Here is a 14,885-nt window from a genome sequence, read left to right on the forward strand (position 1 = left end):
TCATCGCGCAAAAAACGCGACAGCTTCAGTGGCGACGGTTTCGCCATGTTCCTGCACAAAATGCCCTGCATCGGGCAACACCATTGGTTCGCAACAACCACGTAAATCGGCTGCGAGCGACCGCATCACCGGCTCGCCGAGCACCGGGTCTTGTTGGCCAATGGCCATGAAGGTTTTACCCAGCCATTCATGGCGGAAGAAGTCGCGCGCCTGGCGGGAAACGGCGGCGCCGTCATCGGCCGGGTGCTCTGGCACCATGGCCGGAAAAACACGCAGTGCGGCACGGTGGCCCTGGTCGGGAAATGGCGCCTGGTAGGCCGCGCACTCTTCTGCACCCATTTGCGGATTGCCGCGCGCAAACAGGCGCGCCACATCGAACGCCGGGTTCTTGGCACACATCTCGCGCCATGCCAGAAAACCTGGCGACAAGGGCGCATCGCCCGTGGCCAATGTGGTGTTCATCACCAGCAGACCCTGGTAACGCTCGGGCGCCTGCATTGGCAAGGTCAAGCCCAGCAAGCCGCCCCAGTCTTGCACCACGAGCACAACCCGTTTCAAGCCCAGCCGCTCGATGAGTTCGATCAACACCTGTCGGTGCCAGGTGAAGCTGTGTGCAACGTCTTTCTTGGGCTTGTCACTCTTGCCAAAGCCGATCAAATCGGGTGCTACCACACGGCCTCCTGACGCCAGAAAGCCGGGAATCATCTTGCGGTAAAGGTAGCTCCAGGCCGGGTTACCGTGCAGGCACAGCCAGGTGACTGCTGCGTCATCCGGGCCTTCATCCAGGTAGTGCAGCCGCAAGCCATTCAGGCTTGGCAAGTCGCTGATGTAGTGCGGCGCCCACGGGAAGCCGGGCAGGTTCGAAAACCGGTTTTCAGCCGTTCGAAGGGCATCTTCTCGCAAGGGATGGAGATTCACGCGACGCTCCTTGAAAAATAACTTGAGCAGCTGGGCGCCCTCTTCCGCCATCACCCCCCCAACCACCTCCGTCTGGTGATTGAGCTGAGACTGGGCGAACAGGTTGACCACAGAGCCTGCAGCACCGGTCTTGGGGTCGGCGGCACCAAACACCACACGTTTGAGCCGCGCATGCAGCATGGCGCCGCTGCACATGGCACAGGGTTCCAGCGTCACGAACAGCTCGCATTCTTCCAGGCGGTAGTTGCCCAGGGCTTTCGCTGCGGCGCGCAAGGCGACAATTTCGGCATGGGCCGTGGGATCGTGGTCAGTCAGCGGCGCGTTGCGCCCCACTGCGATTACTTCACCCCTGCGCACCACCACCGCGCCCACGGGAACCTCTCCGGCAAGCGCTGCGGCCCTGGCTTGCACCAGCGCCAGTCCCATGAACGCCGCATCTCTGGCCTCAGCGTTCATTCGTCGGGTGAGCGCGGACGCGCTGTATTCAACGCGTCTTCCAGCGCCTTTTTGTACTGTTGCTCAATCTGCTTGGGACTTCCGGACAGCGTCGTACCGTCAGGCATGGGCACGGCAATGGGCTTGGCCACCGATTCGACCTGGGTCTTTGCCTGCCAGCTGACGATGGCCAGAACGATCAACAACGCCAGTGCGCCAAAAACGATTCGCATGGGGCTACTCCTGTGCGGCAGCCTTCAAGCGCCGCATCCATTGGGCCAAGGCTTTCGCCTGTTCGTCTCCGGCGTCATAGGCATTCAACATGGCTTCAAACGCCTCAGGCCGGTGTTGGTTCAGCTTGAGCTTGCATTGCACCTGCGTGGATGTCAATTCGAACGCCACGATGCCGCCGAGCATTTTGTCGGCAAATTCAGAACCCAGGTCACGCCATTGCTGCGCGTACGGTGGTTCATGGTCGCCGATCAATGCCTTGAGCAAAGCATCTTTTTCATGCGCTTCGTGGATGACCCGGGCTTCAACGGTCAGATGCACCGCCAGGTAATTCCAGCTAGGTACCCGCGCCAGATCGGGATACACCTTCGGCGACAAATAGCCGTGCGGCCCCAAAAATGTGACCACGGCTTTTGGCCGTACTTCCAGGTGGCGCCAATGGGGGTTGGCTTTGGCGCAGTGCCCCAGCAAACGCCAGGGTTGTGAGTCGCTCTCGACCAGATGCAAGGGCACATGGGTGACAAAGGGCAGGCCCTCTTCGTCGTTCGAAATCAACGAGGCGAAAGGATGCGAGCGCATCAATTCACGCGCGTAAACCAGGTTCTTGTCGGCGAACTGTTGGGGCAGGTACATGGCGTCAATCCAGTTGAAACAACAGTCACCGCCCTGCGCTTACTCCCACTCGATGGTCGCGGGCGGTTTGCTCGAAACGTCGTAAGTCACGCGGTTGATACCCCGCACCTCGTTGATGATGCGACCAGACACCCTCTTGAGCAGCGCATACGGCAACTCGGCCCAGTCGGCGGTCATGAAATCGCTGGTCTGGACCGCGCGCAAGGCAACCACGTAATCGTAGGTGCGGCCATCGCCCATCACACCCACGCTCTTCACGGGCAGGAACACCGTGAAGGCCTGGCTGGTCAGGTCGTACCAGCTTTTGCCCGAGTTGTGGTCGATGGTGGAGCGCAGCTCTTCGATGAAGATGGCGTCGGCCTGGCGCAGCAGGTCTGCGTATTCCTTCTTCACCTCGCCCAGAATGCGCACGCCCAACCCGGGGCCCGGGAACGGGTGGCGGTAAACCATGTCGTGCGGCAAGCCGAGCGCCACGCCGAGTTCACGCACCTCGTCTTTGAACAGGTCGCGCAGCGGCTCCAGCAGTTTCAGGCCCAATTGCTCGGGCAAACCACCCACGTTGTGGTGGCTCTTGATGGTCACGGCTTTTTTGCTCTTGGCGCCGCCGGATTCGATCACGTCGGGATAAATAGTGCCTTGTGCCAACCACTTGGCGCCGTTTGTTGATGCACCACTTGAGATCAGCTTGGCGGCTTCTGCCTTAAAAACCTCAACGAATTCGCGCCCGATAATCTTGCGCTTGGCTTCGGGTTCGTTCACGCCGGCCAGATGACCAAGGAACTGGTCGGCCGCGTCCACGCGGATCACTTTCGCATGCAACTTGCCGACGAACATGTCCATCACCATGTCGCCTTCGTTGAGGCGAAGCAGGCCATGGTCCACGAACACGCAGGTCAGCTGATCGCCAATGGCGCGGTGGATCAGCGCGGCGGCCACCGATGAATCCACGCCGCCGGAGAGGCCCAGAATCACCTCTTCGTTGCCCACCTGCTCCTTGATCAGCGCCACAGCTTCGGCAATGTGGTCGCGCATGACCCAGTCAGGCTTGACCTGGCAAATGTCGAGCACGAAGCGGTTCAGCAGCGCCTGTCCCTGCACCGTGTGGGTGACTTCGGGGTGGAACTGTACCGCGTAATAACCGCGGTCTTCGTCTGCCATGCCGGCAATCGGGCAACCATCCGTGCTGGCCATGAGCTTGAAGCCGGGTGGCAACTCGGTGACTTTGTCGCCATGGCTCATCCAGACCTTGAGCATGCCGTGGCCCTCTGGCGTGTGGAAGTCGGCAATGTCCCTGAGCAAAGCGGTGTGGCCACGGGCGCGAACTTCGGCGTAACCGAATTCCCGTGTGGTTCCGGCCTCCACCTTGCCGCCCAGTTGCTGGGCCATGGTCTGCATGCCGTAGCAGATACCGAGCACCGGCAGGCCGAGTTCAAACACCGCATCTGGCGCCTTGTCGTCCACCTCGTACACGCTGGCGTGGCTGCCCGAAAGGATGATGCCCTTGAGCTGCCCGTCTGCGGCGAATTCCTTCACCCACTCGCTGGAGACATCACAAGGGTGCACCTCGCAATACACATGGGCTTCGCGCACACGGCGGGCGATCAGCTGGGTTACCTGGGAACCGAAATCGAGGATAAGGATTTTCTGGTGCTGCATGGCGATAGATGCTGGTGGAATTCAGAAAACAAAAAGGGCCGTCAGAAGAGACAGCCCAAGAATCGAGAGGGGCCAAAACCCAGGGCGCCGCGGGGGGCCTAAGCTCCTGCGGCGCGTGGGGACCTCAGTCTGCCCGGTAATTGGGGGCTTCTTTGGTGATCTGCACATCGTGCACATGGCTCTCGCGAATACCGGCCGAGGTGATCTCGACGAACTCGGCCTTGTTGCGCATGTGCTCAATCGTTGGGCAACCGCAGTAGCCCATCGAGGCGCGAATGCCGCCGGCCATCTGGAAGATGATCGCGACCACTGAGCCTTTGTAAGGTACACGGCCTTCAATGCCTTCGGGCACGAGCTTGTCGGCATTGGGGTTGCCGGTGCTGGATTCCTGGAAGTAACGGTCGGCGCTACCTTGCTGCATGGCGCCAATCGAGCCCATCCCACGGTAGCTCTTGTAGCTGCGCCCCTGGAACAACACGATTTCGCCCGGGGACTCTTCGGTGCCGGCGAACATGCCGCCCATCATCACGGTGTTGGCTCCTGCTGCAATGGCCTTCGCTATATCGCCGCTGTAACGGATGCCGCCATCCGCAATCATGGGCACGCCCGTACCTTGCAGGGCCGTGGCCACATTGTCGATGGCCATGATCTGGGGCACACCCACACCAGCCACGATGCGCGTGGTGCAGATTGAGCCTGGGCCGATGCCGACCTTGACGCCGTCTGCACCGGCTTCAACCAACGCCATGGCAGCGCTACCGGTCGCAATATTGCCGCCGATCACGTCAACCTGCGGGTAGTTCTGTTTGACCCAGCGCACGCGATCGATCACGCCCTTGCTGTGGCCGTGTGCCGTATCCACCACGATCGCGTCCACACCGGCTTTTACCAGCGCCTCAACGCGTTCTTCGGTGCCCTCACCCACGCCAACCGCAGCGCCGACCCGCAATTTGCCTGAGGCATCGCGGGCAGCGTTGGGGAAATTGAGTTGTTTGGTGATGTCTTTGACGGTGATCAGACCCTTGAGCTCAAAGGCGTCGTTCACCAACAGCAAGCGCTCCAGCTTGTGTTTGTTGAGCAACGTCTTTGCTTCGGCGGGCGTGGTTCCGTCGGGCATGGTGATCAAACGATCACGGGGCGTCATGATTTCGCTGACCGGGAGGTCATAGCGCGTTTCAAACCGCAGATCGCGGCCAGTCACAATGCCGACCACTTTGCCCGCATCGACCACGGGAAAGCCCGATACGCCGAGTTCTTCCGACAGGCTCATCACCTGGCGAATCGTGGTCTGGGGTGTGATCACCACCGGATCGCGCAAAACACCCGACTCATAGCGTTTGACTTTGGCCACCTGGGCCGCTTGCTCCTGCGCTGTCAGATTTTTGTGAATGATGCCGATTCCGCCTTCTTGAGCGATGGCAATGGCCAACCGGGCTTCGGTGACGGTGTCCATCGCCGCGGACACCAGCGGCATATTCAGCTGGATATTGCGGGAAAACTGTGTGGCAAGCGAAGTGTCCTTGGGCAGGACTTGGGAGTAAGCTGGAACCAACAACACGTCGTCGAAGGTCAGCGCTTTGCCGAGTAGGCGCATGGGGAAAGCTCCAAAAGCACGATTGTACCCGGGCCGGAAAGTCGCACTTCCGTCAAAGCCGATCGGTCCGATACGGCCACATTTTCAGGTGGTTGGCGCCACGCTCATGGGCGGCGAATTGCGCCAATGAAGGTTCGAAATCCGGCGTGCGAAAGCCAGTCAAGCTTGGACACACCGTGATTTTGTTGAACGTTTTTGATCTGTTTGCCACTGCGGGTGGGATGCTCAGGTTTAAACTGTTGTCATATGAAAGCATCGATCCAATCCCCCCAAAACCAAATGCGCTATTTGGCCGTCGTACTTGTATCTGCCCTGGCCTGCGGCAGTGCTTTTGCGCAATGGCAATGGATTGACGCCTCAGGCCGCAAGGTCTACAGCGATACGGCCCCTCCGCGAAGCATTCCAGACAAAAGCATTCTCAAACGACCGGGTGCGCCCTCACCCCTGGTCAGCCAGGAGTCGGCAACTCAGGCGGAGCCCGTGCCGGCTGCGAATCCGGTGCCTGTGGCCCAGCCATCAGGCGTGGATCCGAAACTGGAAGCAAAACGCAAGGAAGCTGAAAAGGAAGAAGCCGCCAAGCGGCAGGCCGAAACAGACAAGCGAAACCAGGCCAGGTTGGAGAACTGTGAGCGTGCCAAGCGCTCGCTGGCCACGCTGAAATCCGGGATTCGCATTCGAACTACCAATGCCAAAGGCGAGTCTGTCTACATAGACGATGCGGCCCGAGCGGTCGAGACCAAGCGCATTGAGAGCATCGTGCAAAGCGACTGTGGTCTGGCCCCCGTTCGGCCCGTTGCACCTGTTCAATCGGGGTCCCGTTCCGTTCCCTGATCTGCAAAGGCCAGCCCCGGTTCAGTATCCGGCCTTGGAGCCGGGTCGGCGCTGAGCAAACAAGCCGGCGCCTCGAGCGCCCTGCCCAACAAAACGCTCCCGCCTGGCAACCTTGGGGTCAACGCGCAAGCTTCTGCACAGCTCCAGCCGGTCGCCCTCGCGCAACGCGGTATCGGCATGGGCTTTGCGACCCCAGACACTTATGCCGACCGCTGCTGCGGCGATTTCAGGATAGCGGTCGCCCCAGCCCGTTTGTTTCAAGGCATCCTGGACCGTGCAGCCGTTCCCCACCACCAGTTGGAGCTCGATCACTTGACGTGGTTTCGGCGCATAGAGCAGCGTGATGTTCATGTCGCCCCGTAGACCTCATCGGCCCGTTTGACGAACGCCTCGACCAGACTGCCTGCAATCTTGTCAAACACCGGTCCAACCAAACGGGCCAGTGTCTGGCTGGAAAATCCGTAGCTCAGGCGAAGCTCAACTTTGCAGGCCGACTCACTGCCATCACCCAATGGGGTGAAGTCCCACTGTCCATCGAGTTGAGAAAATGGTCCGTCGACCAGACTCATCAACACCTGCCTGTCATTGATATGGGCATTGCGCGTTGTGAAGCTTTGGCGCAGCCCACCAATGGACATCCCCACCTTGGCCACCATGGTGTGTTCGTCGTGTTCGATCACTTCGCTGCGATCACACCATGGCAAAAATGCCGGGTAATGCTCAATATCGGTGACCAGCGCAAACATTTCGTGTGCGCTGTGCATCAGGAGAACAGACTTTTGAATGGTTTTCATACAATCGAAGGCTTTTCCAGCAGCGCTGACTCCATTGAGCGCTCTGTTCGGGGAAGCCCCAAGCTTCCCATTGTATGGGCCGACATCGACCCCACCTGATACCCCATGGCCACCAAATCAAGCAAGAGCCCCAAAGAACAGTCCGGGCAAAGCCGCATCGCAGACAACAAAAAGGCGATCTTCAACTACGCCATCGAAGAGCGCTTCGAAGCGGGCATGGTGCTTGAAGGCTGGGAAGTCAAGGCGCTGCGCGAAGGCAAAGTGCAACTGACCGATGGTTATGTGGTTGTTCGCAATGGTGAGTTGTTTCTCATCGGCTGCCAGATCAACCCATTGAACACGGCCTCATCCCACGTCAGTCCGGATTCGGTGCGAACCAAGAAACTCTTGCTCAACAAAGATGAGATTCGCCGACTGATTGGCAAGGTGGAGCAAAAGGGGTTCACGCTCGTTCCGCTCAACCTGCATTGGAGAAATGGCAAAGTCAAGTGTGAGGTGGCGCTTGGAAAAGGCAAAGCCGAACACGACAAGCGAGACACCATCAAAGACCGCGAGGGCAAGCGGGAGGTCGAGCGTGCCATGAAGTCCCGAAGCCGCTGAGTGGCCGGTTCGTTCCGCTGGGGACCAGCCATATTAATGCGCTGAGAAGCGCCTGAATGGCTACTGGAGCCAGCGGGACAGCCCGGTCACATCCTCTTCGACCAGGGCACCCGCGCTGGCTTTGAGTCGAAGCGTCGCGAGCAAGGCGGATACATGGGTTTTCAGCAGATCGCGGCGCACCGCAAAGAGCTGTTGCTGCGCATTCAAGATATCTGAATTGATCCGCACCCCTGCCTGGTAGCCCATTTGATTCGATTTGAGTGCAACTTCACCTGAGCGCTCGGCTGCCCGGAGGGCACTGGCTTCAGCAAAAAATCCCTGGGCTTCCAGAAAGGCGGTCTCGGCGGCCAGAGCGGCATCGGCTTTGACGCGCTGCAGATCCAGCGCCCTCTGGTCTTGCAATGCAAGGGCTTCCCGCACCTTGCTGTTGCTGAAACCGCCGTCAGACAACGGTATGTTCAATCTCAAGCCCACATAGGCGTCGATTTGTGTTGACAAGGTTCGGCTGCTGCTGGCGGGGCGGTACGAGCTGGATTGAATCGACTCGCTGCTGCTGGATTGAACCGAACTGTTGCTCGACCCACTGCTGGAGCCTGATACCGATTCGCCGTCGCGCGAAGACGAGGTGTCTGTTTGGGATGCCACTGTCGATTGCGAAGGCTCGTTTCTATGGGCATCTTCTGAGATCGCTGATGCAATTTCCGAGCGGCTTCTCTGCAACCTGCGCCCTGTTCCCAGGCTCGCCACAAAATCAAGGGAGGGTTTGAAGGCCGCGCCTTGACGCGCAACCTCCTTTTCCGCGGCCGCCAGGCCCAAGGTGTCGAACAACACCTGGTAGGAACGGCTTTCCGCCCGAGCAATCCAGTCGGTCAGTGCCCCCATTGCTGGCGGCATCTGAAGCAGCTCATCGGCCTTGAGCGACTGAACCAGCGCAGAGCGCTCCCCAGTCAGCGCCTGCAAGCTGGTCTGGCGAATTTGCAGGCGGTTTCTTTGCGCCACTTCCTGGGCTTGCACGATGTCCCATTTCGCCTGGGCTTCCTTCACATCGGCAATGGTGGTCTCTCCCTCTTTGAAGCTTTGTTCGGCGACCTTGAGCTGCGCTTCTATCGCCAGTTTTTCAGAGCCGATCGCGCGCAATTCTTCATGGCTCAAGATCAGATCAAAGTACGCGCGGGTCAAGCGCAGCACCACATCTTGCCGGGCGGCCTGCAATTGCACTTCGGCCTGTGCCACGCGAATCTGGCTCAACTCCAGCTGGCGCTCCATGCCGGGACGGTAGATCGTCCAGCGCATGCTCAACTCTGCGTTGGCCACCCATCCCCGGGTGTTTTGCGACGAGGTTTGCCAGCTGCTGGTGTTCAGGTTTTCAAGCGTTTGCTCGGTCAGGTTGGACTGTGTTGCTGTCGAGCTGGTTGACCGGGTATCGGTACCAGCGCCTGGCAACCCGTCCTGTTGTGTGGTGACCTGCGTTTGGGTCTGTGTGTCAGACTGGGTCGCAAGAACGCTGTCGGTGTGGGTTTCGGTCAACTCTTCGGTGCGGGTGCTCGAAGACGGGCGACCATTCGATGCTCCCATGGTGCCGCTCAGAGAGAATTGGGGGCGAAATCCTGCCCGGGCCTGTGGCACCAGCTCTTGAGCCGCGCGAAACGCGGCCAGCGCCGAGGCGTAGCGAAGGTCTTTGACAAGCGCCAGGTTCAGTGCCGAGGCCAGCGTCAATGGGGCGGTTGTGGGGGGCGCGGCCAGCTTTGCCTGCACGGAAAGCGGGACTGCAGCCAATGCGTAACTCATTTTCAACGCATGGGCTTGCGTGATGCCCGAGACGCAACACGCCACAGCAACCGCAGTCGGGCGAAGGAAAAGAAAGGGGTGTTGGCTGACACTCATAAACATCTCAATACATCGCATCCACCATGGCGGCGGTTAATTGGGAAAGATGTTCATGAGTATGGCCATCTGGCTTGATGCCAGAGGCGGCAATTGGCCCCGTTTACCGCCCCTGTTTCGCGCCTGACCGGCCGCGTGACCCGTTTTTCAGGTGTCCAGGAAATGCTTGCGGTACCGCGCAGGCATGTCGCTCAACTGCATCATCAGTGGGAGGTCGGCGGCATTGAAGTCTGGATCCCATGCCGGTGGACCCAACACCTTGGCGCCCAGTCGAAGGTAGCCCTTGATCAGGGCTGGAGGCGCCACATCCAGGGAGTCGTCCAGCCTGTCGATAGGCAGAGGCATGCGGGGACGCACGTGAAATTCGATGGGTGCCAGGTGTTTTTCCTTGACCTGGCGCCAGATGCTCGCAGCCACATGGCCGCCGCCCACGCGTCCGTGGGGCCCATCCATTTGCATCGGGATGCTCGCGCAGCCGAGCATGGTGTCGAGCTGGTTGCGCACCATGAAGGCGCCCAGTGCGCCCCACAGCGCCAAGATCACGCCACCATGGCGGTGGTCAGCATGCACACAGCTGCGGCCCAGCTCCACCATGCGCTCGCGCATGTTGCGCAAACGCGTCAGGTCAAACTCGGTATCGCTGTAGGTGCTGCCCACCCGTCGGGCTTGTGCAGGCGTGAGCACCCGGTAGGTGCCAATCACCTCTCGGGTAGCGGCGTCGCGAACCAGCAGGTGCTCGCAAAAATCGTCAAACAGGTCCACATCATGGCCTGGCAAGGTTTTGGGCAATACGGCCCCCATTTCCCCGGCGAAAACCGCGTAACGCAGCCGCTGCGCCTCACGCACCTCATCGAGATGGCGGGCCCAGCCCACTTCGATGGCAGCAAGCTCGGGCACCGGAGACACAGGGGGAAGATGTGGCCTGACCAGTGCTGCCGCGTGCGTGTCCGCTGGGCGGGAGCGCCATTGAAACCGCGGGCCCATGGGGGAGAGATCGAGCGTGGGCGTAGGCAATTCTTTCATCGGTTGCTCCTGAAGTTGATCATTGGGGTCAACTGTGCAAAAAACGTGTGACGGCGATATGGCACTCGCATGACCGTTTGAAGACAAAGCCTGCTTCGCCGACAGCGCCAGGCGCCTGCGCGGCAGAAGGCATTGACGCGAAACCTGCGAACGCCGAGGCTTGCGCCGTGATACCGACAAACCAGTGGGGGGGGCCTGGGCGCAGGGGGTTGTATCGTGCGAGACCGGTTCCTCGCGGGTTGCAGCCGATCTTCTTTGTGCCGCGCAGACCCGTGGCCAGCCTCGACAAGCTCGTTTTCCCCTTGGGGTCTGAGACAATCCGCATCTGTGAAAAACAATTCCCGAACCACGGCGCCTTCCATCAGCAACACCTCAGCCGTTGAGCTCGTTTGCCACCCGGCGATGCCTTGTTCGGTGCCGTTCAAGTTGGATGTTCAATGGGCGGCACGCCAACTGGCTGGCAGCTGGGTACTTCAAATCAGCTATGCCGTCGTTGGCGAAGTGCGGCGTTTGCGTCTGCCCAGTTCAACCCGGTCAAGTGCCGCAGATGGCCTGTGGGCCCACACCTGCTTTGAAGCCTTTTTCTCTGAATCGGGCACGTCGGCCTACCGTGAGTTCAATTTTTCACCGTCCACCCAGTGGGCGCACTACCGTTTCACAAACGAACGAACACGCGACCCGATCGCATCTGGGCTGAAAGCGCCGACGGTGCAAGCGCCCATTACCGGCACTGACCGTCTGGTGTTAACGGCCACCCTTGCCGCATTGCCTTCGTCCAGCGAACAGGCTGGCTGCCTGTTCGCCCCCACAGCCGTACTAGAACTGGACGATGGCAGCCTGTCGTACTGGGCTCCGAGCCACCTCGCCCTGAAGCCCGACTTCCATAGCCGGGCCGGTTGGACCATCCCCCTGGCGTGGTCCATCGATTGACCCTTCCTCTTCCTCTCTTATCTATGAAATTCGGTATTGAACGCCTTCTCGAAGATGCCGCGCTGCGGGCTCCACTGATCGGCCAACGAATCGCCCTGCTCGCACACCCCGCCTCGGTCACCCGTGACCTTACGCACAGCCTGGATGCGCTGGCCGCTTGCCCGGATATCCAGCTCAGTGCTGCATTTGGGCCGCAACATGGGCTGCGAGGTGACAAGCAGGACAACATGGTCGAGTCAACCGACTATGTGGATCCGCGCCACGGCATCCCGGTTTTCAGCCTGTATGGCGAAGTGCGCCGCCCGACCGAGGCCATGATGGAGAGCTTCGATGTGTTGCTCGTTGACCTGCAAGACCTGGGTTGCCGCATCTACACCTTCATCACCACCCTGCGCTACGTGCTTGAAGCGGCCGACAAACATGGCAAGACCGTGTGGGTGCTCGACCGCCCCAATCCCGCCGGCCGACCGGTCGAAGGCCTGACGCTGCAAGAGGGCTGGGAGAGCTTTGTGGGGGCCGGGCCCATGCCCATGCGCCATGGCATGACCATGGGTGAACTGGGGCACTGGTTCATCGACTTGCTGGGTCTGCGTGTGAGCTACCGCGTCATCACCATGACGGGTTGGCAGCCCGACGCCTCTCCGGGCTTTGGCTGGCCAACGGACCGCACCTGGGTCAACCCGAGCCCGAATGCGGCCAACCTCAGCATGGCCCGCGCCTATGCGGGTACCGTGATGCTGGAAGGCACCACCCTCAGCGAAGGCCGCGGTACCACCCGCCCGCTCGAACTCTTTGGCGCGCCGGACCTGGATGCCACCCGCTTGCTCGCCGACATGCGGAAAGTGGCGCCAGAATGGCTGCAAGGTTGCGTGTTGCGCGAGTGTTTCTTCGAGCCAACGTTCCACAAACATGCGGGCAAACTGTGCCGCGGCATTCAGATTCACGTTGAAGACCCGACCCATTACCAGCACACCCGCTTCCAGCCCTGGCGCCTGCAGGCATTGGCCTTCAAGGCCGTGCGAATGCAAGCGCCCGACTACCCGCTGTGGCGTGATTTCGCCTACGAATACGAGCACGATCGCCTGGCCATTGACTTGATCAATGGCGGTCCGCTTTTAAGAGAATGGGTGGACAACCCTGTTGCAGGCTGCGAAACCCTGGACCTGCCAGCCCGAGCCGATGAAGCCGCCTGGATCGAGAGTCGCGCCCGATTCTTGCTCTATTGAGATGCCCAGGCAGCGGTTCATTCACGCCGCTGCTTGCTCGGTGAACCGGCGTGAAACAAGGAAGCGCGTTGCTGGCCTAGATCAGGCCGACGCCGCCCGCAGTCAACTCACAACAAGCGCTGCATGAAGACAGCCGAGCCCATGGACGGGTCCAGCTGGTAACCCGCGTAGCCGATGCGCTGATAGAGGCGCACCGCGCGGGTGTTGCCTGACAGCACTTCCAGCGTCATTTTCACTGCGCCGCGTTCGCGCGCGATGACCTCGCATTCGGCGAGCATCTTTTCGGCAATGCCCTGCCCTCTATAGGCTGCCATCACCGCCACATCGTGCACGTTCACCAGCGGCTTGCACGCAAAGGTCGAAAACCCTTCGATGCAATTCACCAGGCCCAGGGGTGTTTCCCCGTCAAAGGCCAGCACCGAGTAAACCTGTGGCCGCGCGGCCATCGACTTGATGAGGTTCGCCTTGGCAAAGTCGCTCAAAGGCTCGCCACCACCGGCCACATCGCGGGCGTAGGCATCGAGCAGCAGCACCAGCGCCTTGCCGTGCGATTCATTCGCGTAGTCAGCGCGAACAATACGCAGATTGATCGGCTCAGGGTGCGGGCTCATGCCTGAACCTCAATTTGCTCAACCACATTCACCAGGCGTTGGGCAAACCGCTGCGACTGCTCAGGGTCTTGCGCCTCCACCATCACGCGCAGCAATGGCTCGGTACCGCTGGCGCGAATCAGCACCCGCCCGGTGTCTCCCAGGTCTTTCTCTACCGCCAGCGTTGCGTCGGCGAGCTTTTGACTGGTTTTCCAGTTCTGGCCAGGCTTGAGCCGCACGTTGATCAGGGTTTGCGGAAACAGCACCACATCGGCCAACAGCTGGGCCATGGTTTTGCCACTGGCCATACAGGCGTTCAACACCTGCAAAGCCGACACCAGGCCGTCGCCGGTGGTGTGGCGGTCCAGAACCAGCAAATGGCCGGAGCCCTCCCCGCCCAGTATCCAGCCCTGGTTCTCCAGCTCTTCCAGGACATACCGGTCGCCCACAGCCGAGCGAACAAAACCCACGCCACGGCGCTTGAACGCCATCTCGACGGCCTTGTTGGTCATCAGTGTGCCCACCACGCCGGGAACCGCTTCGCCCTTGCGCAAGCGGTCAGAGGCGATGAGGTACAGGAGTTCATCGCCATTGAAGAGCCGTCCGGTCGAGTCCACCATTTGCAGACGGTCGGCGTCACCATCCAGCGCCACGCCGTAGTCCGCGCCATGTTCCTGCACCGCGGCCAGCAACGCAGCGGGATGGGTGGCCCCCACGCCATCGTTGATGTTCATGCCATCGGGCGAACAGCCAATGCGAACGACTTCGGCACCCAGTTCGTGAAACACATCGGGTGCGATGTGATACGCCGCACCATTCGCGCCGTCGACCACAATCTTCAAACCCTTGAGCGTGAAAGCGTGGGGGCAGGTGCTCTTGCAGAACTCGATATAGCGGCCTGGCGCATCGTCCATTCGCCTGGCTTTGCCCAGGGCGGCCGAGTCTGCCCAGACCGGTGGATCTTCCATGGCCGATTCCACTGCCCGCTCCCACTCGTCTGGCAGCTTGGTGCCTTGCGCGCTGAAAAACTTGATGCCATTGTCAGGAAACGCATTGTGGCTGGCCGAAATCACCACACCCAGACTGGCGCGCTGCGCGCGGGTCAGGTAAGCAACTGCTGGCGTCGGGATCGGCCCCAGAAGGACCACATCGACCCCCGCCGAGTTGAAGCCCGACTCCAGCGCGCTTTCCAGCATGTAGCCGGAAATGCGCGTGTCCTTGCCAATCAGAACCGTAGGGCGTGCTTCCTTGGCTTTCAGAACACGACCCACGGCATGGGCCAGTTTGAGCACAAAGTCTGGCGTGATCGGCGCTTGCCCCACCGTGCCTCGAATGCCGTCGGTGCCGAAAAATTTGCGAGTCATAAGCTTGGTATTGAAAGGTCGGGAGCACGCCAACCGGTACGCGATGCCACCTTTGCGAGAAATGGCTTTGCTGGGATTTTAGAACCAGGGTTTTGTCAGGCCCGGTGTGTCTTGAACCTGATCCAATCCCGACACGCCGCAAGGCGTGCTCAGCAAGCGGCTTTCGGTATGAGGCG

At 60.4% G+C, this 14,885-nt stretch carries 15 protein-coding genes; 4 read left to right on the forward strand and 11 right to left on the reverse strand.

The window, feature by feature from the left end; genetic code table 11:
• The 5 genes from tadA to guaB form a co-directional block, all read right to left on the reverse strand.
• Complete coding sequence (gene tadA / locus LPB072_RS11770) at positions 1-1,374, reverse strand: tRNA adenosine(34) deaminase TadA (RefSeq protein ID WP_066089847.1); 1,374 nt, start codon at positions 1,372-1,374, stop codon at positions 1-3.
• Complete coding sequence (locus LPB072_RS11775) at positions 1,371-1,586, reverse strand: hypothetical protein (protein WP_066089850.1); 216 nt, start codon at positions 1,584-1,586, stop codon at positions 1,371-1,373. The genes tadA and LPB072_RS11775 overlap by 4 nt, the downstream gene beginning before the upstream one ends.
• 4 nt (positions 1,587-1,590) lie before the next feature.
• A complete protein-coding gene (locus LPB072_RS11780; protein WP_066089853.1) occupies positions 1,591-2,217 on the reverse strand; it encodes an FMN-binding negative transcriptional regulator in 627 nt (208 codons plus the stop codon).
• A gap of 39 nt (positions 2,218-2,256) precedes the next feature.
• Positions 2,257-3,873 carry a glutamine-hydrolyzing GMP synthase gene (guaA, locus tag LPB072_RS11785; RefSeq protein ID WP_066089856.1) on the reverse strand — a complete coding sequence of 539 codons (1,617 nt, stop codon included), beginning with the start codon at positions 3,871-3,873 and terminating at the stop codon, positions 2,257-2,259.
• A 124-nt stretch (positions 3,874-3,997) separates the two neighbouring features.
• Positions 3,998-5,467: an IMP dehydrogenase gene (guaB, locus tag LPB072_RS11790; RefSeq protein WP_066089858.1), complete on the reverse strand. Its 1,470-nt coding sequence runs from the start codon at positions 5,465-5,467 to the stop codon at positions 3,998-4,000.
• 279 nt (positions 5,468-5,746) lie between these two features.
• Here guaB and LPB072_RS11795 point away from each other — a divergent pair, with 279 nt between their 5' ends.
• Positions 5,747-6,298, forward strand: a complete 552-nt coding sequence (locus tag LPB072_RS11795) for a DUF4124 domain-containing protein (RefSeq protein WP_066090874.1) — start codon at positions 5,747-5,749, stop codon at positions 6,296-6,298.
• A gap of 21 nt (positions 6,299-6,319) precedes the next feature.
• On the opposite strand, the gene LPB072_RS11800 is transcribed toward LPB072_RS11795, so the two are convergent.
• The gene (locus LPB072_RS11800) at positions 6,320-6,649 is read right to left on the reverse strand and encodes an RnfH family protein (RefSeq protein WP_066089861.1); all 330 of its coding nucleotides are present in this window, start codon (positions 6,647-6,649) and stop codon (positions 6,320-6,322) included.
• The gene (locus tag LPB072_RS11805) at positions 6,646-7,092 is read right to left on the reverse strand and encodes a type II toxin-antitoxin system RatA family toxin (RefSeq protein ID WP_066089864.1); all 447 of its coding nucleotides are present in this window, start codon (positions 7,090-7,092) and stop codon (positions 6,646-6,648) included. The genes LPB072_RS11800 and LPB072_RS11805 overlap by 4 nt, the downstream gene beginning before the upstream one ends.
• 105 nt (positions 7,093-7,197) lie before the next feature.
• Here LPB072_RS11805 and smpB point away from each other — a divergent pair, with 105 nt between their 5' ends.
• The gene (gene smpB / locus LPB072_RS11810; protein ID WP_066089867.1) at positions 7,198-7,692 is read left to right on the forward strand and encodes an SsrA-binding protein SmpB; all 495 of its coding nucleotides are present in this window, start codon (positions 7,198-7,200) and stop codon (positions 7,690-7,692) included.
• Positions 7,693-7,752: 60 nt separating this feature from the next.
• On the opposite strand, the gene LPB072_RS11815 is transcribed toward smpB, so the two are convergent.
• Both LPB072_RS11815 and LPB072_RS11820 read right to left on the reverse strand, forming a co-directional pair.
• Positions 7,753-9,576 (reverse strand): TolC family protein, encoded by a 1,824-nt coding sequence (locus tag LPB072_RS11815; protein WP_197508818.1) that lies wholly within the window; start codon positions 9,574-9,576, stop codon positions 7,753-7,755.
• Between the two features lie 147 nt (positions 9,577-9,723).
• Entirely contained in the window at positions 9,724-10,599 is an 876-nt protein-coding gene (locus LPB072_RS11820) for a GNAT family N-acetyltransferase (RefSeq protein ID WP_066089873.1), read from the reverse strand.
• 327 nt (positions 10,600-10,926) lie between these two features.
• On the opposite strand from LPB072_RS11820, the gene LPB072_RS11830 reads away from it, so the two are divergent.
• Positions 10,927-11,529, forward strand: coding sequence for a DOMON-like domain-containing protein (locus LPB072_RS11830; protein WP_082876899.1), 603 nt, complete (start codon positions 10,927-10,929; stop codon positions 11,527-11,529).
• 23 nt (positions 11,530-11,552) lie between these two features.
• Positions 11,553-12,755: an exo-beta-N-acetylmuramidase NamZ family protein gene (locus LPB072_RS11835; protein WP_066089879.1), complete on the forward strand. Its 1,203-nt coding sequence runs from the start codon at positions 11,553-11,555 to the stop codon at positions 12,753-12,755.
• Between the two features lie 107 nt (positions 12,756-12,862).
• On the opposite strand, the gene LPB072_RS11840 is transcribed toward LPB072_RS11835, so the two are convergent.
• Together LPB072_RS11840 and glmM are read right to left on the reverse strand one after the other, a co-directional pair.
• Positions 12,863-13,366: a GNAT family N-acetyltransferase gene (locus tag LPB072_RS11840; protein ID WP_066089882.1), complete on the reverse strand. Its 504-nt coding sequence runs from the start codon at positions 13,364-13,366 to the stop codon at positions 12,863-12,865.
• The gene (gene glmM / locus LPB072_RS11845; RefSeq protein WP_066089885.1) at positions 13,363-14,709 is read right to left on the reverse strand and encodes a phosphoglucosamine mutase; all 1,347 of its coding nucleotides are present in this window, start codon (positions 14,707-14,709) and stop codon (positions 13,363-13,365) included. Before glmM ends, LPB072_RS11840 begins: the two co-directional genes overlap by 4 nt.
• Between the last annotated feature and the right edge of the window lie 176 nt (positions 14,710-14,885).

This window comes from Hydrogenophaga crassostreae, assembly GCF_001761385.1.
Classification (GTDB): domain Bacteria; phylum Pseudomonadota; class Gammaproteobacteria; order Burkholderiales; family Burkholderiaceae_C; genus Hydrogenophaga; species Hydrogenophaga crassostreae.